Raw genomic sequence first — 22627 nt, 5'->3', positions numbered from 1 at the left:
GTAGAGAGCGACCCCCCTCAAACCCGCGGAACGTGATAGAGCGACACCCTCAAACCCGCGGGATGTGGAAGAGGGCTATTTCTCCACGAGGGTGAGGACGTCGTACGTGGCCACGATTTCGTCGTTCTGATTGGTCAGGACGGCGTCCCAAGCCACCTCACCGTATTCGTCGGTCTCGCGGGGGGTGATCTTCTTGGCCGTCAGCGTGACCCGGATGGAGTCGCCTGCTGCAACAGGGGTGATGAAGCGCAGGTTCTCCAAGCCGTAGTTGGCCAGCACGGGACCCGGAGCTGGCTCAACAAAGAGGCCTGCAGCCCAGCTCAAAAGCAAGTAACCGTGGGCCACAATACCGGGGAAGAACGGGTTGGCCTCGGCGGCTTCCTGGTTGGTGTGTGCGTAGAAGGTGTCACCCGTCGAGTTCGCGAAGGCAGTGATGTCCTCAAGCTTGACCTCACGAAGATCCGAGCGAACAGCGTCACCGATGCGGAGGGTGGAGAGGTGCTTCCGGAACGGGTGCTCCCCCTCGGTTTCTACGGTGAAGTTCCGGTCAGCGCCCGTATGCCAGAGGCCGGTAACGGCGGTCAGCATGTTGGGGGAACCCTGAATGGCCGTGCGCTGCATGTGGTGCAGGACGGATCGGATGCCGCCCAGCTCCTCGCCGCCACCTGCGCGGCCGGGACCGCCGTGAACCAAGTGTGGGACCGGGGAACCGTGGCCGGTGGACGAGCGCGCGTCTTCACGGTTGAGCAAGTGAACGCGGCCGTGGTGGGCAGCGATGCCCAGCACCAGTTCCTGCGCCACGGAAGGATCGTTGGTGCACACCGATGCCACCAGCGAGCCGGAGCCGCGGGCTGCCAGACGGATGGCGTCGGCGAGATCCGAGTACCCGATCACCGAGGACACTGGCCCGAAAGCTTCGAGTGAGTGGACCTCTTCGGCTTCGGCGTCTGCCCAGCTCAGGAGGACCGGCGACATGAAGGCACCGTCTTCCACTACGCCCACTCCGCCGCCAACGGAGGTGACCGACGGCGAATCGAGAGATCCGTACGCAAGCTCACCGCCGGCGTCGATCATTGACTGAACCGCCGCACGGACGTCGGCGAGCTGTTCCAGCGACGCCAAGGCGCCCATGGTGACGCCATCGGCGCGCGGGTCGCCAACCACGACGCGTTCGTTGATTCGCGCACCGACGGCAGCAGCGACGTCGGCCGTCAGCTCCTGCGGGACGATAACGCGGCGGATCGCGGTGCACTTTTGGCCGGCCTTGACGGTCATCTCAGTGACCACCGCCTTGATGAAAGCGTCGAACTCCGGGGTGCCGGGGACCGCGTCGGGGCCGAGGATGGCTGCGTTGAGGGAGTCGGTCTCGGAGGTGAAGCGGATGCCGCCCTGCACCACGTTCTTGTGCCCCTTAAGCGAGTTGGCAGTGGATGCCGAGCCGGTGAAGGAAACGAGGTCGCGGTAGTCGAGCTCATCAAGGATGGTCCGGGCAGAACCGGAGATCAGCTGAAGGGAGCCTGCCGGGAGAATTCCCGACTCAACGATTGCCTTGACCGCCGCAGCAGCAACGTAACCCGTGGGCGTGGCCGGCTTCACGATGGTGGGGACGCCGGCGAGGAACGCCGGAGCGAACTTTTCCAGCATGCCCCAGACCGGGAAGTTGAACGCGTTGATCTGGACTGCGACGCCGGGAATCCTGGTGTAGATGTGCTCGGCGACGAACGATCCGTCCTTGGACAACGTCTCCATGGGACCGTCCACCACAACCTGCGAGTTGGGCAGTTCGCGGCGACCCTTGGAGCCGAACGTGAAGAGCACACCGATCCCGCCATCGATATCGATCATGTTGTCGATCTTGGTGGCACCGCTCTGCGAAGAGGATTCGTACAGTTCTTCGCGGCGCCCGTTGAGGTACATGGCCAGCTCTTTGAGCTTGAGCGCACGCTGGTGGAACGTCAGCTTCCCAAGTTCAGTTTGCCCGGTGGTGCGGCCGTAATTCACGACGGCGGCAAGGTCCAGTCCGTCGGTGCTGACGTTGGCCAGCAATTCTCCGGTGCTGGCATCACGGACCGGGACTTTCCTGGCTTCGGCTGCCGGCGTCCACCATGCATCCTGGACATAGCTGGGGACGGTTGCAACGGCTGTGGTTTCCGGGGCGACTGCGGTAGTGGTCATCGTCGACGGGTCCTTCCAAGGCACGTGAAATCGGCACGGTCCCTGCTGACTGGAGTCAACATTACTGACCGGCCGTTCGGTAATATATACAGGGTACATGAATGCCCGGTGGAGTACAGCAGGAATTTTGCTGCTTGGTTGGAACACAACGAAGGGCCGGCCTCCCTGGTGGGAGACCGACCCTTCGCGTGTCCTGGCTTGAGACCGGTGACTCGGCTAGATGGCGCCGAACTTTGCGTCAAACCTGAACATGAATGCTGCCATCGCATCTCGGTTCACGGGCAGCAGCGGCTTGAAGGACTTGCCAGCTGATTCGGCCCAACCCGTTGAGATGCCCTGAGCTGCAAGCCAGGTGATCTCCTTGTAGAACTGAGCGCCGACCGGAACATCAACGAACGGCGAAGTTGCCGGCGCCGTGAACTCGGGCTGCTCAGCCAAGCGGTACATGAAGGCAGCCATCGCGTCTCGGTTCACAGGCTGCAACGGACGGTACGTCTTGGTCTTGTCAGCCTCTTCCCAACCCGTGGAGATGCCTTTGTCAGCAAGCCAGGTGATCTCCTTGTAGAACTTGGCGTCCGTGGGGAGGTCAGCGAAGGGAGAAACAGCAGGCGGCGTGAACTCAGGCTCACCCGACAACCGGTACATGAACGCAGCCATGGCGTCACGATTCACCGGGGTCAGGGGCTGGTAAGTCCTGGACCCGTTGGCTTCCCAACCGGTGGAGATTCCTTCGTTGGCCAACCAGAGGATTTCATTCTGGAACTGGGCGCCTAGGGGAACATCGTCAAAGCCCCGGGTACCCTGCGTCGCAGTCGCGTAGCTCAGCGTGCCAAGGTCCGTATTCTGGCCTACGAAAGAGGAAACGGACCGGGCGTTGGCCTCTGCGAGAACGTTGCCGGAGAAGATCGGACCGGACTCACCAGCAGGTTCCGCTGAGACAAAGTAGAGTCCCGTGGTCAGGCCAGTGACCTTGAAGGTCCCGTCCGCTGCGGTGTAGGAGAAACGGGTAACGAGAGACTCATCCTTGGTGTAAACGTTGACCCGCACACCGTTCAGGGGAGTACCAGTAGAGCCCAGAACCTTCCCGGTCAGCGTTCCGCCCTGGCGAACGGTTGCGTTGACGCTGGAAACGGTCTGGCCGGCGGCTACAGTCACGGGAGTCGCGTTAGCCGCGCCCCCGGACTCCGGGAGGTTCTTATACAACTGGGCCTCGTAATTGGAGATGAATCCCTTGGTCCGGTTGAACTGAACCTTGTACGCACCCGGCAACAGGTTCTTCAGCGCGTAGGTGGTCTGCGACGTTTCCATGACCGTAGACGCTGCAACAGTGCCGTCTTGGGCAATGGCAGTAATACTCATGCCCGGACCACTCATCGTGGGGCCCGGAGCAGGTGCGCCCGCGATGGAACCCGCGATAGTGGCGGCCGCAACTGCAGTGTCCTGAATGCCCGCGAGCTGCTGCCCTTCAGTCACTGTCACCGACGGCGAACTGCCGGCAGAGGCCACACCGCCGTGCCACATGGTGGCCCACTTGTCGCTGAATGACGCAAAGCGAAGCTTGTAGGTTCCGGCTTCCAAACCGCCGATGGTGTAGTTCCCCAACTTGTCGGCACTAATCCACGCCGAACCCACGAACTCATTCTTGGTGTAGTCAGGCCCGGCCTCAAGGCTGACCTGCCCGGTGAAAGCGGGCATACCTGCTGGAACCGAGATATTGCCCGAGACCATCGCAGCGGGCTTCAGCGTCTGATTGATGCCAGAGGTAGTGGCACCCGCTGAAACGCTGACGAGCGTTCTTGAACCATCCGGAGAGGTTGAGTAATAGGCCCCGACTACCGGAGACGGGGATTCGAAGTAAGAGAAATTTACCCAGTGGTTAACCGCGGGAAGTCCACTGACCGTGAACGTTCCATCCGAGGCCACACTGGCCGTTTGATAGCCACCGATTTCCGGGCCAGCGAAGACTGTTACCTTGGTGACATCCACGCCCGCAGGCACGGTGACCGTTCCTGAGATACTGCCCGTAGTTGCTGCAAACGCCGGGGATGCGATCCCGGCAGGCAAGGCACCCAAGATGAGTGCTGCTAATAGAGTGAGTGCGAGCCGAAAACGGCCGCGAGAATAACCCCTCATGGGTCCCCCATGTTTCATGCGAACGAAGGGGCCGCAAATGGCGGCCCCTCGCGATCCTAGTGCAGAAAACGATTTATTCTAAACGCCGTTGTTTGACCTGGACTCTGTGCAGAAAGGGTTGGTTTCCGTTCGAATTGGAGCCAACCCTTTCTGGTTGATCGGTCAGGCTAAATGGAGCCGAACTTCGTGTTGTAGCGAAACATGAACGCTGCCATTGCGTCACGACTCACGGGCAGCAACGGCTTGAAGGACTTGGTGTTGCCCGATTCAGCCCAACCCGTGGAGATGCCCTGAGCTGCAAGCCAGGTGATTTCCTTGTAGAACTCGGCTTCGACGGGCACGTCGATGAATGGTGATTCCGTGGGTGGAGTGAACTCAGGCTCGCCAGCCAAGCGGTACATAAACGCCGCCATCGCATCACGGTTCACAGGCTGCAAGGGACGGTAGGTCTTGGTTTGGTCGGCCTCTTCCCAACCTGAGGAAATGCCCTTGTCCGCTAGCCACGTGATTTCTTTGTAGAACTGCGCCCCCATGGGCAGGTCCGTGAAAGGGGAACCGGTTGGTGCAGCGAAGGCAGGCTTGCCCGATAACCGGTACATGAACGCAGCCATTGCGTCCCGATTAACAGGAGTTAGCGGTCTGTAGATTTTGGCCCCATTCGACTCCCACCCTGTGGAAATCTGCTTGTCAGCCAACCACTGCATTTCATCCTCAAACTGCGCACCGAGCGGAACGTCATCAAAGCCCCGGGTACCCTGCGAAGCGGTGGCGTAGCTCAGTGTTCCGATGTCGGTGTTCTGCCCGGAGAACGTGGAAACGGACCTGGCATTGACCTCGGTGAGAACATTGCCGGAGAAGATCGGACCCGACTCACCAGCAGGTTCCGCTGACACGAAATAGAGCCCCGTTGTTAAACCAGTTACGTTGAATGTGCCGTCCGCCGCCGTTGTCGCGCGACGGGTAACCAGAACCCCATCCTTGGTGTAAACCCGAACAGCCGCATCTTTCAAAGGTGCGCCATTGGCACCCAAAAGTTTGCCTGCTAAGGTTCCGCCGATACGTCTCACTTGGTTGATGTTCGAGACAGTTTGGCCCGGAGCAACCGTAATGGCGGCGGCACTCCCCAGGCCGGCGTTTTCGGGCACGGCGTTGTAATACTGCCCTTCCTGGGCAGTCCGGTAGCTGTCATGGTCATAGCGATTGAATTGGACTTTGTAGGTCCCGGGAAACAACCCACTGACCGCGTACTCGTTGGGCTCAAGCAAACGTACTGTGTTGACATAGTTCGCCACCGTTCCATCAAGGTTCACGACGTCCACGCTCGGATAGTTGACGTCGCCGTCCGCGAAGCCTCTAATCGTGGCACCTCTCACGGCTGCGTCCGTCAGCCCCTGAATATGCTGCGTACCAGTCAGAGTCAAGGACGGGGCTGCAGATGGATGAGCAACTCCGCCGTGCCACATGGACGCGTAAGTGGCATCGTGGGATTGGAATTCAAGTTTGTAGGACCCCGCTTCAAGCCCCCCAATAATGTAGGCTCCCGCTTTCACATCCGTGCGCCCTGCAGCCTTGGCAAGATCATTGATTGGTCTCGCTAAGACGGTTCCATCAAACCTCGTTGGGCTGAAGAGGGTCCCAGAGATCAATGCAGACTGCTTCAAGACCTGATCTATTCCCGTGGTGGTCAGCCCGTCAACAACCTTGATTCTTGTCGCCTGGTCACCACTGGGAACTCCCGGATAGTGAGTCTCGACAAAAGGTTCGGAGCCAAAAGTCTGCCTGAAAAAGACTACGTACTCACCCGGCGCCAGGGGACCAAGCTCGAAGTTTCCATCGCGGTCAGAAAGGTGGGACCAGTCATTGTCCGCTTCATGATCCCCGTGAACCTCAGCATGTACGACAACATTCCCGGGATTAGTACCTGTCGGCAAAGCGACCTTTCCCTTAATCCTGCCACCAGGGGTCATCGTGTGTTTGATTCCGGCGATCACCTCACCTTGGGCCAGGGCGATCGGGGTGGCGTCTTCAAATTTGAAACCACCGTAATAGGAGGGGATGACCAAATGGGAGAATCCAGAGCTCCTGAAATACAGCCGATATTCATCAGCATCGAGGCCCTGGATGGTGAACTGGCCAGCAGCGTCTGGCCGGACAGTCTCAGAAAATGATTTACCTTGGGCATAAATGTCAACCGAGGTAACGTTCACCCCCGCAGGCACCGTCACCGTTCCTGAAATACTGCCCGCAGCTGCTGCAAACGCCGGGGATGCGATCCCGGCGGGCAATGCGCCCAAAATGAGTGCTGCTAAAAGTGCGAGTGTGAGCCGAAAACGGCCGCGCGAATTACCCCTCATGGGTCCCCCATGTTCATGCGAACGAAAGGGCCGCTTGGTCAGCGGCCCGCTCGTGATCTTATGGCCTCAACCGGTGCACAGTCGATAGTCGAGGCTCAGATGACGCATGAGAGTGAGAGAACACTTCCGCGCGGGAACCGCCTAGCCCCGCCTGAGCAGCTTCCGCACCAAAAGCATGGGCTTCTTCAAGAACTCCCCCACGCTGGTCCGCACAACCACGGTCTGGTTCAGCGCCTCCAGGCGTTCCAGGATGTGGTCGAGCTTGGCTGCGGACTCGTCCAGGCGTCGCTGCTGGGCAACGATGAGTTCCTCTTGCTCAGAAAGTACGCGCGTCAGGTAAAGCATGGTGCCGAGTCCACCCTGCGCGGCTTGGTCGCGGAGGTAATCGTCGCGGACCAGGGCGTCGTACTGTGCATGCTCAGCAACCTTCGCGAAGATGCTGTTGCTGTGGTGCCCTGCGGATTCCGGCCGCTGCGACCAGAAGGCGAGAGGTTCGCCGTCGAGGAAGCCAACACGCGAGTGGCTCAGGACGCGAAGGTGGAATTCCCAGTCGCCCACCACCGGCAGGTTCTCGTTGTAGTAGCCAACATGATCGTGAAGATTGCGTCGGTACAGGAAAGAAATAGGAACCGCGCGGTTGATCTTGAGCATGTCTGCCAGCGTTATCTGCCGCATGTCGGCCCAGAAGATCTCACGGCGGATGGGCTCGATCCTGTCCTCCACAAGCTCCTCGATGACGATCTCGGTACGCACCATCACACCGCTTTCAGCAGCGTGCGCGGGATCGTCAAGGTAGGCCACTGTGCGGGCCAGGAACTCGGGGGCCCAGAAGTCGTCGTCGTCATGAATCACCACGAACTCGCCGGAACCGGCCTTGAGGCCAGCGTTCGATGCCCCCTCCATGCCGGCTGACTCAGCATGGTGAATGGTGGTGATGCGGGACCGTTCCGCTTCCGACCGCTGGGAGGTGAGGTGTTCGACGTCGGCCGGGTTACCGCCGTCGTTGACTATCACCAGCTCGAAGTCCTGGAAAGTCTGGGCGAAGATGTCATCCAAAGCACGTGCCAGGAAGATGGGTCGGTTCTTGGTTCGGGTCACGATGGTGACGCGGGCGCCGGAAGTCATGCGGATCCATCCATGTCAGAGATTAGTCAACCTGCATCTTAGCAGCGCTGGCTACTCCGAGTTTTGCCCGGACGGCGGTCAACTCCGGACCGGAAACACCGTTCTCTGCCAGGAACCCGGCCGCATCCAGCGACGCCAGGAATGCCCTCAGACTCGCCCGCCGCTCGGTCAACATGGCCTCCAGCGCGGTCTCGGACAGGTAGGGATCGTGGGCATGCGGCGCCCCGTGGGTGCGATGCCGCTCGTTGATCCCCCGCGCTGCGAGTTCGTATCCGTGCACGATTTCCTCATCACCAACCCCGGCCAATCGCTGCAGGATCAAAGCGATCACGCCGCTACGGTCCCTTCCCGCAGAGCAGTGAACCACCACCTTGCCGGGCGACGCCGCAATGGCTTTGAAGACCGCCGCGATTTTGTCAGCGAACAGCTCAAGATAATCACCGTACTGCGCAGGGTACTTCAGGTACGGGCCGAAAAGCTCGCTGAAGTCCCGATGGTCCGGATCTTCTGTTGGGCAATGCACGACGTCGATACGCGCCTTCACGTCGTCCGGCACCTCGGGATCGGTGTCGCGTTGCCGCCGCTCGCGCGAGGCGCGGAGATCGATCACGGTACGGACGCCGTCGTCGTACATCTGCTGCCACCCGGCTTCGGTGACCCATTCGTGGCGCCCCATCCGGTACACGTCCCCGGCGATCGGCCATGCGTTGACGGCACCGTCCCAGTGGACGCCCTGGTGAGCTGAAGTCGTCCCATCCATAGGAGCCAGCTAAGCACAAAGTTTGGGAATGAGGTCTTGCGGAGGCTGAGTGACCTATGTCATACTCATTCTCGATGCGCATCGACGATACGTATCGACAAGCCACAGGAACTGTTCAGCAGAGAGCACAAGGAGGTCAGGGCATGCCCACCAGCAAGGACGTTGCCCAAGCCGCCGGAGTAGCTCAAAGCACAGTCTCCTACGTACTGAGTGGCAAGCGGCCGATCTCCGAGAAGACCCGCAAGAAGGTTGAAGACGCTATTCAGCAGTTGACCTATCAGCCCAATGCCGGCGCTCGCGCCCTTGCCAGCCGCAAGACCCGGGTCATCGGCTTGGTGATCCCCTTCATACCCGAACTGCACATGGCCTCGATCATGGAGTTCGTGTCCGTCATCGCCAACACCGCCAGACTCTATGATCACGACATTCTCCTGGTCACGGAGGACGAAGGCGCACCCGGGCTGAAGCGCGTGGTGGGCCAGCAGATTTGCGATGGCCTGATCCTCATGCAGGTTGAAGGGGATGACGAACGCCTCCCCGTGGTTCGCAGCCTTAATGTACCCGTGGTGCTGATCGGAATCCCGCACGACCCCTCCGGCTTGGTCTGCATCGATGCGGACTTTGAAATGGCCGGGGAACAATGCGTCCAAGATCTGGCAGCGGCCGGACACAGTGTCATTTCTGTGATCGGTTGGCAACCGGAGGTGGTGGAGCGCCACGTAAATTACGTAGAACGCTTCATGTCCGGCACCGACAAGGCGGCCCAAGATGCCGGCGTCCGCGTACTGCACCTGCCAGGCGGCACCGACCGCGATGTCATCGCCACCTCTGTTGACAAGGCTCTTGCCGAAACCACCGGAGTTCCGGCGTTCATCGCACCGGACGGGACTGTCCAGGACGTACTCCGTCGGGTGTTGAACAACCGCGGCCTGACTCCGGGGGTGGATGTCTCCGTTATTGGCAGTGCCTCCCCCACCCTGGCTGAACTCCAGCCCATTCCGCTTTCCACCATTGACCTCCGCCCGGCTGAGGTATCCCGCCGCGCGGTGAAGATTATTTGCGACCTCCTCGAAGCCGAGAACCAAGGACCACACGAATCCCTGGAACTGGTACCTACGGTCATTACGCACCGTTCAAGCACGCTCCGCCCACCCCACGGCAGCTAAGTCCCTCTCTGTAGCCCCCGATCCGCATCCCTTTCCGAACTCATCGATACGCATCGTCGATACGCATCGATAAATCGATCCCCAGAAGAAGGAACAGACAATGAAGTCAGCACAAAGGACATCCCGTCCGCTCGCACTGGCAGTGGCCGCCCTGGTCGGCCTGCCGCTGGTCATCTCCGGCTGCGGCACCTCCACTGCCGCTTCGTCCTCCGAGGCCGTCACGGAACTCTCCGTGATGGACTACTACAACAACGAGCCGGACAAGTCGTTCATCGGCGATGCCCTAACCAAGTGCGGTACCCAGCTGGGCGTTACAGTCAAGCGGGAAACTGTCCCCGGAAAATCACTCATTTCCAAAGTTCTCCAGCAGTCCTCCTCCAAGACCCTCCCTGACGTCCTCATGTTGGACAACCCGGATCTCCAGCAAATCGCGGCCACCGGCGCCCTGGCTCCCCTTGCCGATTTCAAAGTCAGCACGGAAAACTTCGCTGAAGGCGTGCTGAGCGCCGGCACGTACAAGGACAAGGTGTACGGCCTGGCACCCACTGTGAACACCATCGCCCTGTTCTACAACAAGGACATCCTGGCCAAGGCCGGCGTCACTCCGCCCACAACGTGGGATGAGCTCAAGGCAGCCTCCGCAAAGCTCACTGCTGGTGACCAGTACGGACTGGCATTCAACGCCAACCCGACCTACGAGGGCACATGGCAGTTCCTTCCTGTCATGTGGTCCAACGGTGGCGATGAGAAGAAGATCGACACCAAGGAGACCGAGCAGGCACTGCAGCTGTGGACCGACCTGGTCAAGAGCGGTTCGGTCTCCTCCTCTGCCCTCAACTGGACCCAGGCTGATGTCAAAGACCAGTTCCTGGCGGGCAAGGCCGCCATGATGGTCAACGGACCGTGGCAGATCCCGGCGTTGGACAAGCAGCCCACGCTTCAGTACGGCGTAGTGAAGATTCCTGTGCGTGAAACCGGACAGACGTCCGTGGCTCCGCTCGGCGGCGAGGTATGGACTGTCCCGCAGACCGGGAACAAGGCCCGGCAAGCCAAGGCAGCAGAGATGGTTGCCTGCTTGAACAGCGACGAGAACCAGCTCGCCATGGCTAGCGCCCGCAACACCATTCCCTCCAAGACCACGCTCTCGGACAAGTTCGCCAGCGACAACCCCAAGCTCGCCACGTTCACCGAGCTGATCAAAACAGCCCGCGCACGCACCGGCCAGCTCGGCGAGGAATGGCCGGCACAGGCCACCAAGATCTACACAGCCATCCAGACCTCACTGACGGGCAACGCCTCCCCGGCCGACGCCCTCAAGCAAGCCCAGGGTCAGTAGGCAGCCTGCCATGTCATTAGCTACCGATTTACCTCATTCAGAAGGGCAGGCCGCCGGCACAGCCGTGAAAACCCGCGGCTCCGGGACCGAAAAGCCGGCACCCAGGCGCCGCAGCCGACAACGCCGCGAGCGCATCTTCCAGTGGCTCTTCCTGGTCCCCGCAGTGGTCTACATGACGTTGTTCTTCGGCTATCCGGTAGTCAAGAACGTGGTCATGAGCTTCCAGGAATACACCACCTCCACGTTCTTCACCGGAGAAGCCCCCTGGGTAGGGTTCACCAACTACGTGACTGTATTGTCGTCGTCGTTGTTCTCAACCTCGCTGCTGAACACCGTCCTGTTCACCATCGGCTCCATTATCGGCCAGTTCGTGATCGGGCTGGCGCTGGCCATCTTCTTCCAGCGCAAGTTCCCGCTCAACGGAATCCTCCGGTCCCTGCTCCTGCTTCCCTGGCTCCTTCCCCTGATCGTCTCGAGCGCTGTGTGGCGCTGGATCCTGGATAAGGACAGTGGCGCGCTGAACCGTTTCCTGGGTGACCTCGGCATCATCGATACCGGTATTCCGTGGCTCACCAGCACCTCGCTGGCCCTCATTGCCGTGGTGGGCGTGAACATTTGGATCGGCATCCCGTTCAACCTGACCATCCTCTACGGCGGCCTGCAGGAAATCCCGGACGAACTGTACGAGGCTGGATCACTGGACGGTGCCACCGGTTGGAAGGCCTTCCGGCACATCACCTGGCCCATGCTGCGGCCAGTGGTGAGCGTGGTCCTGGTGCTCGGCGTCGTCTACACGCTCAAGGTGCTGGACATCATCCTGGGCCTCACCAACGGCGGGCCCGCCAATTCCACCCAGACCATCGCGACGCAGTCCTACAACCTCTCCTTCCATGAATTCAAGTTCGGTGAAGGTGCGGCCCTGGGCAACGTGCTGGTGATCATCTCCCTGGTCTTCGCAGTCCTGTACTTGCGGGCCAGCCGACGCGCAGTGGACGAGTGAGGACAGCATGACAACCGTACTGAAAGCCCCCACACTCCGGCGAACCGTCCCAAAACCAACGGGACGCAAGAACTGGGGCTACACGGCACTTGCCATCTTCTTCCTGGCCATCATGCTGTTCCCGGTCTATTGGATGGTCAACGCCTCCCTGCAACCCAACGGCACCACCTTGGAAACCTCGTGGTTCCCCGTGAAGCCGGACTTCACGGGTTACGCCACAGCCCTCAACGAGCAAGCAGGCAACCTGGGAACCAGCCTCATCATTTCGCTGGGCAGCGTAGCGCTGAGCCTTGCCATTGCAGCCCCGGCCGCCTATGCCTTGGCCTACTTCAAGGTCCGCGGCGCAGGAGTGGTCCTGTTCGCAATCCTCATCAGCCAGATGATCCCGGGAATTGTGGTGGCCAATGCCCTGTACACCGCCTACAACGATCTCGGTCTGCTCAACTCCATCCCCGGACTGATCCTGGCTGACTCGGCCCACGGCATCCCGTTCGCCATCCTGATCATCCGGGCCTTCATGAACGGCATGCCGGCCTCGGTGATCGAGGCCGCACGGGTTGACGGGGCGGGACACCTCCGGGCGTTCTGGTCGATCGTGCTTCCGCTGAGCCGGAACTCCCTGATCACCGCGGGGCTGTTCACGTTCCTGTTCGCGTGGAGCGACTTCCTGTTCGCGCTGACCCTGACCACAACCGAGGCCGTCCGACCCGTCACCCTGGGCATCTTTCAGTACATCGGCGCCTACGTGAACGACTGGAGTTCCGTCATGGCGACGGCGGTACTCGCCTCCATCCCGGCCATCGTCCTTTTGGTCGCGGCCCAAAAATACATCGCCGCCGGCACCACCGGCGGTGCGGTCAAGTAGACCGCTCCCACACCTTCAGAGGAGAAATCATGACTGAGAGCAAGCCCATCCGCGTCACCGTATGGTCCGAGAATCGCCACGAGAAGCGCGACGAACTGGTAGCCCGCCTCTACCCGGACGGTATGCACGGCGCCGTCAAGGCGGGCATCGAGGAGAACCTGGGTACCGCCGTCGAGGTCCGGACCGCAACCCTGGACGAACCGGAACACGGCCTCACCGAGGAAGTCCTCGCCAGCACCGACGTGCTTACGTGGTGGGGACACATGTCCCATGCAGATGTTGAGGACGAGATCGTGGAACGCGTCCACCGGCACGTCTTGGCCGGAATGGGCCTGATCGTGCTGCACTCCGGGCACTGGTCCAAGATCTTCACCAAGCTCATGGGAACCTCGTGCACGCTGCGTTGGCGTTCCGAGCAGGACCGCGAACTTGTGTGGACCGTGGACCCCACGCACGCCATCGCCAAGGGCATCCCGCACCCCATCGAGATCCCGCAGCAGGAAATGTACGGCGAGTTCTTCGACATCCCCACACCTGAGGAACTGGTGTTCATCAGCTCGTTCAGCGGCGGCGAAGTCTTCCGTTCGGGCTGCACGTTCCGGCGCGGTCACGGCAAGATCTTCTTCTTCAGCCCCGGCGACCAGGATTACCCCGTCTACCACCACAAGGACGTCCGTCGCGTGATCGCCAACGCCGTGGAGTGGGCCGTTACTGACCGCCCCGAACGCGCTGTTCCGGAGCTGCTTCGCTACGAGACCAATGACTTCTTCAACGGCAAGAGCTACCAAGGAGCCAACGCGTGAGCACGCCCTTCGCTACCATTCCCGACGACGGAACTCCCCTCCGCGTCGTCGTAGTCGGTGCGGGAGGCATGGGACGCGCATGGCTCCGGACCGTGGAAGAGTCGCCGTCGGTTGAGCTGGCGGGCATCGTTGATCTTGACCTTACGGCTGCCTCTGAGGCGGCAGCGTCCTTGGGGCGCCCCGACCTCCCCATTGGTGCTGGTACCGCTCAGTTGGCGTCCGACGTCGGCGCTCAGGCGGTCATCAACGTCACCGTCCCTGCCGCGCATCATCCGATCACCACCGAAGCACTTGCCGCGGGCTTGCCGGTCCTCGGTGAGAAGCCAGTGGCTTCCACTGTGGCGCAAGGACTCTCGCTGGCCGCCGCCGCAGAGCTTCACGGCCAGATGTTCATGGTCAGCCAGTCCCGGCGCTACAACCGCCAGCTGTTTTCGGCCAAACGCCTGTCCTCCGCCCTGGGATCCGTTGGAATCGTGTCAGCCGAGTTCTTCAAGGCCCCGCACTTCGGCGGTTTCCGCGACGCCATGGATCACCCGCTCCTGCTGGACATGGCCATCCACCAGTTCGACATGGCCCGCTTCCTGCTCGACGCCGATCCCGTCTCCGTATTCTGCGAGGAGTACAACCCGCCTTGGAGCTGGTATCGCGGAGATGCAGGTTCCACGGCCATCTTCGAGATGACCGGCGGCGAGCGCTTTGTTTTCACCGGCAGCTGGTGCAGCCCTGGCCAGGAGACCTCATGGAACGCCTCATGGCGGATCAGCGGTGAGCATGGCACCGTCGTGTGGGACGGCGACAATGAACCGGTCTCCTCCGTTCCCGTTTCCGGCGATGCTGCCAGTTCTGAAGATCCCGGCCAGGAGATTGCCGGGTCCTTGCGGGACTTCGTGGCCGCTGTGCGCACGGGAAGCACACCGATGGGACGGGTTCACCAGAACATCATGAGCTTGGCCATGGTGGAGGCCGCGATCCTCAGCGCTTCCACCGGCGCCCGCGTTTCCGTGGATTCCCTGCTTGAGGACTCGTACCGACAAGCCATCCTGGCCGAACGCGATCCCGCTGTGCTGGAGGTGCTGAAGTCCTGGACCTCAGTGCGGAGTGCGCTTGCGGGCGAGAGCGTGGCGTTGTGACGGGCACGTCTTTGTGAGCTCGCCGAGGGGTTAGCTCTCGGGGTTATCGCGGGCCTTTTGTCCCGAAAGCCCGCCCCTCGGCGAACGGGCTACTTCTTGGCTAGCTGGGCGGGCTTGATGGTGGACAGGAGGGCTGCAGCGTATGCCTGATGCCCGGCCGGATTTGGATGGAAATTGGCGTCCGGCAGCCGCTCGAACGGGGGCACGGGAGCCGGGACCAGCACAACCCACGGTTCCGCGGAATTGACTGCATGCCCGCGGAATCGTTTGGTCACGTCAACGAACACCGCATTGGCATCACTGGCTTCCACCGCTGCTTCAATAGTCATGTTGAGGGCATCGACGGCCCGGTTGACCTCAATCTGGTGCTCCACGGAAATAATGGGCACGCCGTTGACGGGATCAAAGAGCCTGGGGTAACCCATCACCGCGATGGTTGCATTTGGCGCTGCTTCAGCGAGGTCCTTATAAAACTCTGCCAGCGTCAACTCGAGGCCCGGCAAGAGTGACATGGCACTATTCACAGCAGCCTGGCAGACGACGAGTGTCTGCGTGAGGCAAGCAACCAGGGCATCCCCGCTCCGAATGTCATTAGCACCGGCCGTAATACTGACGAGCTCCGCCGCTGCAAGGTCACTTCCCAGAATGTCTATTTGCTCCGAAACCGATGGAATGGGCACTCCGAGGACAGGGAACAGGAGCGCCCCATGGCACGCCCCGTTCTCCAAAAGGTTCACGCGGCCTGTCTCGGCAACCACATCCACGTAGCCGCCCTCGCTCTGCCAACAAAGGGCGTCTGCATACAACCCGCCCGCTCCAGTCCCCGCTGTGTATGAATCCCCGAGAGCTACGTAATCAACAGGTGGCGGCGGTGCGGCGGTCGCCGGACTGGCCGTGAATCCTAACGTGAGTGCCAGGGCGGCGAGTCCGCCTGCAAAAGCCAAGTTCCGGCGTCGTGCTCGATGAGTTGCCATGATGCTTCCCCTTCATGCTGCTCTTTGGGGCTCCGGTGATCCATGAAAAGGGTCACTTCGCGGCTCGCCCACCCGTCGGCCGCGTACGGGGCAATGTGTTGGCAAGGTTACGCCTGGCAGGCAACGCGGTACAGACGTCTGGCTACCCTACTTTTGGTAAGACCAGCTATGCGCCGTACTTCGCCAGCCGGAACTCCAGCCCGTTCCGGACCGCGGGCCATTCGTGATCGAGGATGGAGAACACTACTGTGTCGCGGAGGGCGCCGTCCTTGCTGCGGGAGTGGCTTCGAAGCACGCCGTCCTGTTTGGCGCCAAGCCGGGTAATGGCTTCACGGGATTGCTGGTTCATCCAGTGTGTGCGGAACTCCACGGCCGGGCAGCCCAGCGTTTCGAAAGCGTGCCGCAGGAGCAGTAACTTCGAATCGGGGTTGGTCCCCGTGCCGTGCGCCGACGCGGCGTTCCACGTGGATCCGATCTCCAAGCGAGGCGTCTCGGCGTCGATGTTCATGTACGTTGTCATACCGATCAGCTTGCCCGTCGCGTTGGAGCGCGTGGCAAACGGCACCATGGACCCTTTAGCCTGTAGGTCCAGGCGGCGATCTATTTCCGCGGCCATGGCCTCCGGCGTCGGGACGGAGGTGTACCAAAGCTTCCAGAGATCGCCGTCCCGGGCTGCATCTGCCAAGCCGTCATGGTGTTCCTGGCTCAACGGTTCCAGCGTCACGAATTGTCCGGACAGGGTGATGGGTTCGATAGAAGTCACCCGTTTAGCCTAACCGGCCCGGGGTTTCAGTCGTTCCAGTCGAAGAAGCCTTTGCCCGTCTTACGTCCCAGCTCGCCGCGCGCCACTTTGTCGCGGAGGATCTGCGGCGGAGCGAAACGGTCGCCCAGGGTGGAGTGAAGGTACTCGGCAATGCCCAACCTGACATCCAAGCCAACAATGTCAGTGGTCTTTAGCGGGCCTGTGGGGTGCTTGTATCCGAGGACCATGGCAGCATCGATGTCTTCCGCCGACGCCACTCCCTCTTCCACCATGCGCATCGCTTCAAGGGCAATGGCGACGCCGAGCCTTGAGGACGCAAAGCCCGGAGCGTCATTGACTACGACGGCGGTCTTACCGAGTGCCTCAGTCCAGTTTTTCGCCGCCTCAGCCAGTTCGGGAGAAGTCTCCTTGGCCAGCACCACCTCAATGAGGGTTGATGCGGGCACAGGGTTGAAGAAGTGCAGGCCGACGAAGTTGGCTGGACGGCGAAGTTCGTTGGCGAGCCCCGTGACCGAGAGCGAGGACGTGTTCGAGGCCAGGTAAGCATCCGCGGACAAGTGGTCCTCCACAGCCTTCAGGGCTGTCACCTTGAGGTCGTAGTCCTCAGGCACGGCCTCCACAACGAGGCCGCAGTGGATGAAGGACTCGTAGTCCGTGGAGGTGCTGAAGCGGGACATCGCTTCTTCGGGCGTTTCGCTTAAGGTGCCGCGGGCGGCGGACTTGGCTATGGCATCAGCAACGCGGCCCTGCGCTCCGGCCGCTGCCTCGTGATCGCGTTCCACCACGATGACGGTGGCGCCCTTAGTAAGGAACGCATGTGCAATACCAGCACCCATACGGCCACCGCCGAGGACTCCAACGACGTGCGGGATGGCGGGAACTTCGGTCATTTCTGTGTCCTGTCTTGCGTCGGAGCGGCAGTGGCGGGCACCTTGGCGTCGGGCATCTCGGCGTCGGGTGCGGCAGCGTCGCTCGCGGCTGTGTCTTGCGGAGCCTTCGCCGATTTCTTGTCCAAGAACGCCTGCATGCGATCAAACTTGGCCTGGGACTCGAAAAGGATCCCCTGGGCGAGTGTGTCGATCAGCGGGTGGGCTTCAGCCGGGGCGTGGAACACCGACTTGGTAATACGCACCGCCAGAGGGTCCTGGCGTCCAATTCTGTCGGCCAGTTTGTGGGCTGCATCCATCAGCTCCGGAGCTTCATGGATCTCCGTGATCAGGCTGATCCGTAGGGCTTCTTCCGCGCGGAGCACGGCACCGGCCAGGAGGATCTCCTTGGCTTTGGGCTCCCCCACCAACTCCTTGAGCCGCCAGCTGGCTCCAGCTGCAGCCAGGATCCCAAGCCCGGTCTCCGGATTGCCGATGCGGACGCTCGGAGTGCCGATGCGGAAATCGGCGGCGTAGGCGAGCTCGGCTCCCCCGCCAAGGCAGTACCCGTCCAAGGCCGCGATAACGGGCATGGGCAATTTGGCGATGCGGACAAAGATCGTGGAGTTGATCCCCTGCAAGGCATCGTCGCGCCGACGTTCGCGGAGCTGTCCGATGTCCGCACCGGAGGCAAAAACGCCCTCGGTCCCGGCAATAATCAGCACCTTGGGATTCCGCTCAAGTTCGGCGCAGACAAGGTGGAGTTCGTCCACCATTGTCTGGTCGATCGCGTTACGGACCTCTGGACGGTTCAGCAGAACAGTGAGCCGGTCTTCGCGTTCCTCGATGAGAAGTGTCGTGAAGTCTTTCGCATCCAGTGCCATTACACGCCTTCCAGCAGCATCGCGGTGCCCTGTCCGACACCGATGCACATGGTGGCCAACCCGAGCTTAGGTCCGGAAGATGAAGCGAGCTCGCGTTCCATACGGCCCAGCAGCGTAATGGCTATGCGCGAGCCGCTGGAACCCAGCGGGTGCCCCAAACTGATGGCACCGCCGTCGTTGTTCACGATGTCCGGGTTCAGCCCAAGGCGACGCATGCTCGCCAGCGATTGCGTAGCGAAAGCCTCATTGAGTTCCACGGCGCCCAACTGATCCACCGTGAGGCCGGACCGTGCCAGGACCTTTTGGGTGGCAGGGACCGGGCCGATGCCCATGATTTCCGGTTCGCATCCTGCCGAGGCGCCGTCGATGATACGGGCGCGGGGCGTCAGGCCGAAGTTTTTGATGGCGGCCTCAGAAGCGACGATGATGGCCGAGGCGCCGTCGTTGAGCGTGGATGAGTTGCCGGCAGTGACCACGGAACCCCCAGGAACGACGGGCCGCAACCCGGCCAAAACGTCCATGGTGGTGCCTTCGCGAGGGCCTTCATCAGTGTCCACCACGGTCTCCGACTTTCGGGTCTTCACCGTGACGGGGACAATTTCGTCCTTGAACCGGCCACCGGCGATGGCGGCCAGCGCAAGCTCGTGGGAGCGGACAGCAAAGGCGTCAGCATCCTCGCGGGAGATATTGTCCACGTGGCCCACTTCCTCCGCCGTTTCAGGCATGGAGTAGGTCATTTTGCCGTCGCGGGAAAGCTCTCCCTTGGTGAAGAGCGGATTGGCGAAGCGCCAGCCGATGGACGTATCGAAGATTTGTCCGGGCTTGGCGAACGCCGTGGTCGGCTTCTCCTGCACCCAAGGCGCCCGGCTCATGGATTCAACGCCACCCGCCACCACGATGTCCGCAGCTCCGGATTTGATCATCTGGCTGGCCATGATGATCGCGCTGAGGCCTGAGGCGCACAGGCGGTTCACCGTGATGCCGGGGATGTGGAGGGGAAGTCCGGCCAGAAGGGTGGCCATGCGGGCCACGTTCCGGTTTTCCTCGCCCGCGCCGTTGGCATTGCCGAGGATTACCTCATCTATGGAGTCAGGGTCGACGCCGGCACGCGCCACCGCTTCCCGGACCACCAATGCTGCGAGATCGTCCGGGCGGACGGAGGACAGTGCCCCACCGTAGCGACCTACAGGCGTGCGCGCGCCGCCAACAAGAAAAGCCTCGACCATGAGAACATCCTTCGCGAAGTGAAAGGGACCGGCTCGGAATAATATACCGACCGTTCGTTCTATAAAGATTACACGGCCCAGCGGGCCGGTCAACAGTTGAGTCCGCAGTTACGGACCAGCAGAGACCGGCCCCAGCCCGGATCAGACCACCCGGATTCCCAAGTGGCCAGCCAGCAGCGGCGCCATAAGGCTCAGCTGATAGTCATCGATCACCACTCCTGCAAGCCCTGCCAGTCCGTTGATGCCCCGGAACTCCGAGGTGCGCAGATCCACGTCCTTCAGCTTGGCGCCCGTCACATCCAGCGTGCCGATAGTGCAGTTCTTCAGTGCCAACCGCGTTCCCGTGCAGCCCCCGAGGTCGAGCTCATTGATGATGCAGTCGGAGATCTGGATATCCATGAGCTTGGAGCCGCGCAGGTTTACATAGTCCAGCTTGCCGCCGTCAATACGGACGGAGCGCCAGTTCCCCTCATACAGTTCGGCAGACCCCCACCGTGGATTGGTGATCTCCACGTCATGCCAGGAAGTGCGGGCCGCCATGAAGACCGGAGCATACGGCTCGGAAAAGATGCACTCGCGGAAGGTTGCGCCCCGCAGCTGCGCTTCGTTGAAGGAGACACCGTTTAGCTCGCACTCAATGAAATCGGCGCCGCTCAGTTCCTCTCCGTCGGCAGAAACCCGGGTGAGCCGGACGCCGTCGTACCGTTCGCCACGCTGGAAGTCCGGGGCGTCGTCGTCACGCAATTCGTCCAACCGCACAGGCGAAATCTTAGGTGCCGCAACCTTCGCTGCCGCCATCAGAGCGATTCCGCTTTGGCTGCGATCTCAGCGAGGTCTTTGCTGAGGGCCTTGCGGGTCATGTTCATCCCGATTTTCCCGAACAGGGCCATGCCCACCCTGCTAAGAAGGCTGGGATTTATCATCTCTGCGCCGAAAGTCAGCGCCAGATCCGTGCCGCCGTCGCGCTCGTTCAAGGTGAATCGGCTGGTGTAATCCGCGCCACCTTGGAGGGCCTTGATCGTGGTGCTGCGCGGAGGGTCGGTTTCGGAAACCCACATCTCGACAGTCTCCTGCCTACCCATCATGGTCCTGGTCTCTTTCCAGCGGGTGCCCTCACCATAGGGGCCCTCGCTGAGCATCTGGATTGAGTCGATGCCGGAGAGCGTCCCGGCCGAGCCGGGAATGTCCGAGATGACGGCCCAAACCTTCTCCGGGCTTGCGTTCACGTGCTGCGTCAGGGTGGTGGTGTGTTCCATACATCGAGCCTAGACCCGACCCCCGACACTCCCAACCGGGGTGTTCGTTGCGAGGCCCACACTGCACGACTCACCCCTTGAATAAGGCGCAAAGCGGGCCCCACAACGCCAACAGCGCGCGCCCCCATAGGGAGGCACGCGCCGTCGGACGTTTGAAGCGTTTGAAGCGTTTGAAGCGTTTGAAGCGTTTAGAACTTGAGCCTTAGCTGAACAGCTCGCTCTTGGGTTCGTTGTTCTTGACTTTCTGCCATCCGAGCCACAGCACCAGGGCGAAGAACGGAATGGTCGCGAGGGTCCACAGGCCAAGCAGGAAGACCTCGCCGGTTTCCTTGTCCGTCATGGAATCGAAGCCGATCAGCACGGTGATGGCCAGCAGGGCGATGAGACCCACCCAGCTGGTCCACGGCGAACCGGGCATCGGCAGGCTGGAGACGTTGCCGCGCTTCTTCCGCAGTGCGATCTGGCTCGCGAAGATCGAGCCCCACGTGAAGATCACGCCGATGGATGCCGTGTTCAGCGCAAGGTCGAACGCGTGCGAGCCACCCAGCCAAATGTTGAGCAGGATACCTACGAGGTAGACGCCACCGATAGCCAGGATGGCAGCGTACGGCACGTGGCGGGTGGACATCTTGGTGAGCCACTGCGGGGCGTGGCCGTTGTTGGCCATGGTGCGGAAGATTCGGCCGATCGAGTACAGGCCTGAGTTGCAGGAGGACAGCGCGGCGGTGATGACGATCATGTTCATGACGTCGCCCATCCAGCCGAGGCCCATCTGGCCGAACACAGTCACGAAGGGCGAGGTGCCGGCCACATACTGGTCGGAAGGCAGCAGCATCGCGAGCAGCGTCACCGAACCGACGTAGAAGACCACAATACGGACGACGACGGCGCGGATCGCCTTGGGAACTTCGCGTTCCGGGTTTTCCATCTCACCAGCGGTGATACCGACCAGCTCAATGGCGTTGTAGGCGAAGATCACGGCGTTGAGGACAAGGATCATCACCAGGCCACCCTTGGGGAACATGCCGCCGTCTTCGTGGAAGAGGTTGGCCACGGACGCGTTGCCGTCGCCGACCTTGGCGTTGGTGACAACCATGAACGTGCCAACGGCCAGGAAGATCACGATGGCCGCGACCTTGAGGCAGGAAGCCCAGAATTCGAACTCGCCGAACGCCTTGACGCTGAACAGGTTCACGGCCACCAGCAGCACCAGCGCTGCGATGGCGGACAGTTCGATGGGCACGTTCGGGAAGAAGAACTGGAAGTACAGGCCGATCGCGATGAGCTCAGCAATGCCTGTCATGGCCCAGTTGATGAAGTACATCCACCCGGAAAGGAAGGCGCCCTTCTTGCCGAACATTTCACCGGCGTAGCTCACGAAGGAGCCGGAGGTCTGGCGGTACATGATGAGTTCGCCGAGGGCGCGCATCAGCAGGTAAGCGATGACGCCGGCAATGGCGTAGGAGAAGATCAGGGCCGGGCCGGTGGAGGCCAGACGGCCACCGGCACCCATGAACAGGCCGACGCCGATAGCGCCACCCATGGCGATCATGGTGACGTGGCGGCGGCTCAGGGTCTTCTGATATCCCTCGGCGCTGAGGTTGGAGTCCGAGGCTGCGGATGAGGCCTTGGAGCTCTGGAGATCTGTGGGAGTACTTTGCGGCACAGCTGTTCCTTGTGGGTTGGGGTGTTGCTGTAGGTGTTACACCCATGCCGGAACATGGGCCTCTTTGGCACACATAATTCGAGCTTTTCCCCGTTAGAGGGCCCGAAGTGTGACAAAGAACGCAGAACGCCGAAGCTTCGCGCAA

Annotated in this window: 19 protein-coding genes; 6 read left to right on the top strand and 13 right to left on the bottom strand. The window is 61.4% G+C overall.

What is annotated here, in order from left to right; genetic code table 11:
- Window positions 1-75: 75 nt before the first annotated feature.
- The 5 genes from paaZ to AC6CH8_RS15410 form a co-directional block, all read right to left on the bottom strand.
- Window positions 76-2175, bottom strand: coding sequence for a phenylacetic acid degradation bifunctional protein PaaZ (gene paaZ / locus AC6CH8_RS15430; protein ID WP_498191401.1), 2100 nt, complete (start codon window positions 2173-2175; stop codon window positions 76-78).
- A 216-nt stretch (window positions 2176-2391) separates the two neighbouring features.
- Window positions 2392-4308 carry an S-layer homology domain-containing protein gene (locus AC6CH8_RS15425; protein ID WP_498191400.1) on the bottom strand — a complete coding sequence of 639 codons (1917 nt, stop codon included), beginning with the start codon at window positions 4306-4308 and terminating at the stop codon, window positions 2392-2394.
- 167 nt (window positions 4309-4475) lie between these two features.
- The gene (locus tag AC6CH8_RS15420) at window positions 4476-6662 is read right to left on the bottom strand and encodes a carboxypeptidase regulatory-like domain-containing protein (RefSeq protein ID WP_498191399.1); all 2187 of its coding nucleotides are present in this window, start codon (window positions 6660-6662) and stop codon (window positions 4476-4478) included.
- A gap of 141 nt (window positions 6663-6803) precedes the next feature.
- Window positions 6804-7787, bottom strand: a complete 984-nt coding sequence (locus tag AC6CH8_RS15415; protein WP_091470550.1) for a glycosyltransferase family 2 protein — start codon at window positions 7785-7787, stop codon at window positions 6804-6806.
- 22 nt (window positions 7788-7809) lie between these two features.
- Window positions 7810-8547, bottom strand: a complete 738-nt coding sequence (locus tag AC6CH8_RS15410) for a tyrosine-protein phosphatase (RefSeq protein ID WP_498191398.1) — start codon at window positions 8545-8547, stop codon at window positions 7810-7812.
- 143 nt (window positions 8548-8690) lie between these two features.
- On the opposite strand from AC6CH8_RS15410, the gene AC6CH8_RS15405 reads away from it, so the two are divergent.
- The 6 genes from AC6CH8_RS15405 to AC6CH8_RS15380 all read left to right on the top strand — a co-directional run bounded on the left by AC6CH8_RS15405 (window position 8691) and on the right by AC6CH8_RS15380 (window position 14847).
- Entirely contained in the window at window positions 8691-9713 is a 1023-nt protein-coding gene (locus AC6CH8_RS15405; RefSeq protein ID WP_498191397.1) for a LacI family DNA-binding transcriptional regulator, read from the top strand.
- 100 nt (window positions 9714-9813) lie between these two features.
- Window positions 9814-11049 carry a sugar ABC transporter substrate-binding protein gene (locus AC6CH8_RS15400; protein ID WP_498191396.1) on the top strand — a complete coding sequence of 412 codons (1236 nt, stop codon included), beginning with the start codon at window positions 9814-9816 and terminating at the stop codon, window positions 11047-11049.
- Window positions 11050-11059: 10 nt separating this feature from the next.
- Window positions 11060-12049 carry a carbohydrate ABC transporter permease gene (locus AC6CH8_RS15395; protein ID WP_364306439.1) on the top strand — a complete coding sequence of 330 codons (990 nt, stop codon included), beginning with the start codon at window positions 11060-11062 and terminating at the stop codon, window positions 12047-12049.
- Between the two features lie 7 nt (window positions 12050-12056).
- On the top strand, window positions 12057-12914 hold the full coding sequence (locus tag AC6CH8_RS15390; protein ID WP_498191395.1) for a carbohydrate ABC transporter permease: 858 nt from the start codon (window positions 12057-12059) through the stop codon (window positions 12912-12914).
- A gap of 29 nt (window positions 12915-12943) precedes the next feature.
- Window positions 12944-13717 carry a ThuA domain-containing protein gene (locus AC6CH8_RS15385; RefSeq protein WP_498191394.1) on the top strand — a complete coding sequence of 258 codons (774 nt, stop codon included), beginning with the start codon at window positions 12944-12946 and terminating at the stop codon, window positions 13715-13717.
- Complete coding sequence (locus tag AC6CH8_RS15380; RefSeq protein WP_498191393.1) at window positions 13714-14847, top strand: Gfo/Idh/MocA family protein; 1134 nt, start codon at window positions 13714-13716, stop codon at window positions 14845-14847. The genes AC6CH8_RS15385 and AC6CH8_RS15380 overlap by 4 nt, the downstream gene beginning before the upstream one ends.
- 89 nt (window positions 14848-14936) lie before the next feature.
- Here the strand turns inward: AC6CH8_RS15380 and AC6CH8_RS15375 are convergent, their stop codons facing one another.
- The 8 genes from AC6CH8_RS15375 to AC6CH8_RS15340 form a co-directional block, all read right to left on the bottom strand.
- The gene (locus AC6CH8_RS15375) at window positions 14937-15821 is read right to left on the bottom strand and encodes an SGNH/GDSL hydrolase family protein (RefSeq protein ID WP_364306431.1); all 885 of its coding nucleotides are present in this window, start codon (window positions 15819-15821) and stop codon (window positions 14937-14939) included.
- A gap of 166 nt (window positions 15822-15987) precedes the next feature.
- Entirely contained in the window at window positions 15988-16584 is a 597-nt protein-coding gene (locus AC6CH8_RS15370; protein ID WP_498191392.1) for a GNAT family N-acetyltransferase, read from the bottom strand.
- A 26-nt stretch (window positions 16585-16610) separates the two neighbouring features.
- Complete coding sequence (locus AC6CH8_RS15365; protein ID WP_364306429.1) at window positions 16611-17474, bottom strand: 3-hydroxyacyl-CoA dehydrogenase family protein; 864 nt, start codon at window positions 17472-17474, stop codon at window positions 16611-16613.
- Window positions 17471-18334, bottom strand: a complete 864-nt coding sequence (locus tag AC6CH8_RS15360; RefSeq protein ID WP_498191391.1) for an enoyl-CoA hydratase/isomerase family protein — start codon at window positions 18332-18334, stop codon at window positions 17471-17473. The genes AC6CH8_RS15365 and AC6CH8_RS15360 overlap by 4 nt, the downstream gene beginning before the upstream one ends.
- The gene (locus AC6CH8_RS15355) at window positions 18334-19560 is read right to left on the bottom strand and encodes a thiolase family protein (protein WP_498191390.1); all 1227 of its coding nucleotides are present in this window, start codon (window positions 19558-19560) and stop codon (window positions 18334-18336) included. Before AC6CH8_RS15355 ends, AC6CH8_RS15360 begins: the two co-directional genes overlap by 1 nt.
- A 141-nt stretch (window positions 19561-19701) precedes the next feature.
- Window positions 19702-20358, bottom strand: coding sequence for a pentapeptide repeat-containing protein (locus tag AC6CH8_RS15350; RefSeq protein WP_498191389.1), 657 nt, complete (start codon window positions 20356-20358; stop codon window positions 19702-19704).
- Complete coding sequence (locus AC6CH8_RS15345; protein ID WP_498191388.1) at window positions 20358-20816, bottom strand: SRPBCC family protein; 459 nt, start codon at window positions 20814-20816, stop codon at window positions 20358-20360. Before AC6CH8_RS15345 ends, AC6CH8_RS15350 begins: the two co-directional genes overlap by 1 nt.
- Before the next feature lie 202 nt (window positions 20817-21018).
- Entirely contained in the window at window positions 21019-22482 is a 1464-nt protein-coding gene (locus AC6CH8_RS15340; RefSeq protein ID WP_089596046.1) for an amino acid permease, read from the bottom strand.
- Between the last annotated feature and the right edge of the window lie 145 nt (window positions 22483-22627).

The organism is Paenarthrobacter sp. GQ52 (assembly GCF_059759005.1).
This window is presented reverse-complemented; position numbering and strand designations above follow the sequence as displayed.

Coding starts and splice junctions, on each gene's coding strand:
- paaZ (WP_498191401.1), bottom strand. CDS start 2,175: ATGACCACTACCGCAGTCGCCCCGGAAACCACAGCCGTTGCAACCGTC.
- AC6CH8_RS15425 (WP_498191400.1), bottom strand. CDS start 4,308: ATGAGGGGTTATTCTCGCGGCCGTTTTCGGCTCGCACTCACTCTATTA.
- AC6CH8_RS15420 (WP_498191399.1), bottom strand. CDS start 6,662: ATGAGGGGTAATTCGCGCGGCCGTTTTCGGCTCACACTCGCACTTTTA.
- AC6CH8_RS15415 (WP_091470550.1), bottom strand. CDS start 7,787: ATGACTTCCGGCGCCCGCGTCACCATCGTGACCCGAACCAAGAACCGA.
- AC6CH8_RS15410 (WP_498191398.1), bottom strand. CDS start 8,547: ATGGATGGGACGACTTCAGCTCACCAGGGCGTCCACTGGGACGGTGCC.
- AC6CH8_RS15405 (WP_498191397.1), top strand. CDS start 8,691: ATGCCCACCAGCAAGGACGTTGCCCAAGCCGCCGGAGTAGCTCAAAGC.
- AC6CH8_RS15400 (WP_498191396.1), top strand. CDS start 9,814: ATGAAGTCAGCACAAAGGACATCCCGTCCGCTCGCACTGGCAGTGGCC.
- AC6CH8_RS15395 (WP_364306439.1), top strand. CDS start 11,060: ATGTCATTAGCTACCGATTTACCTCATTCAGAAGGGCAGGCCGCCGGC.
- AC6CH8_RS15390 (WP_498191395.1), top strand. CDS start 12,057: ATGACAACCGTACTGAAAGCCCCCACACTCCGGCGAACCGTCCCAAAA.
- AC6CH8_RS15385 (WP_498191394.1), top strand. CDS start 12,944: ATGACTGAGAGCAAGCCCATCCGCGTCACCGTATGGTCCGAGAATCGC.
- AC6CH8_RS15375 (WP_364306431.1), bottom strand. CDS start 15,821: ATGGCAACTCATCGAGCACGACGCCGGAACTTGGCTTTTGCAGGCGGA.
- AC6CH8_RS15365 (WP_364306429.1), bottom strand. CDS start 17,474: ATGACCGAAGTTCCCGCCATCCCGCACGTCGTTGGAGTCCTCGGCGGT.
- AC6CH8_RS15360 (WP_498191391.1), bottom strand. CDS start 18,334: ATGGCACTGGATGCGAAAGACTTCACGACACTTCTCATCGAGGAACGC.
- AC6CH8_RS15355 (WP_498191390.1), bottom strand. CDS start 19,560: ATGGTCGAGGCTTTTCTTGTTGGCGGCGCGCGCACGCCTGTAGGTCGC.
- AC6CH8_RS15350 (WP_498191389.1), bottom strand. CDS start 20,358: ATGGCGGCAGCGAAGGTTGCGGCACCTAAGATTTCGCCTGTGCGGTTG.
- AC6CH8_RS15345 (WP_498191388.1), bottom strand. CDS start 20,816: ATGGAACACACCACCACCCTGACGCAGCACGTGAACGCAAGCCCGGAG.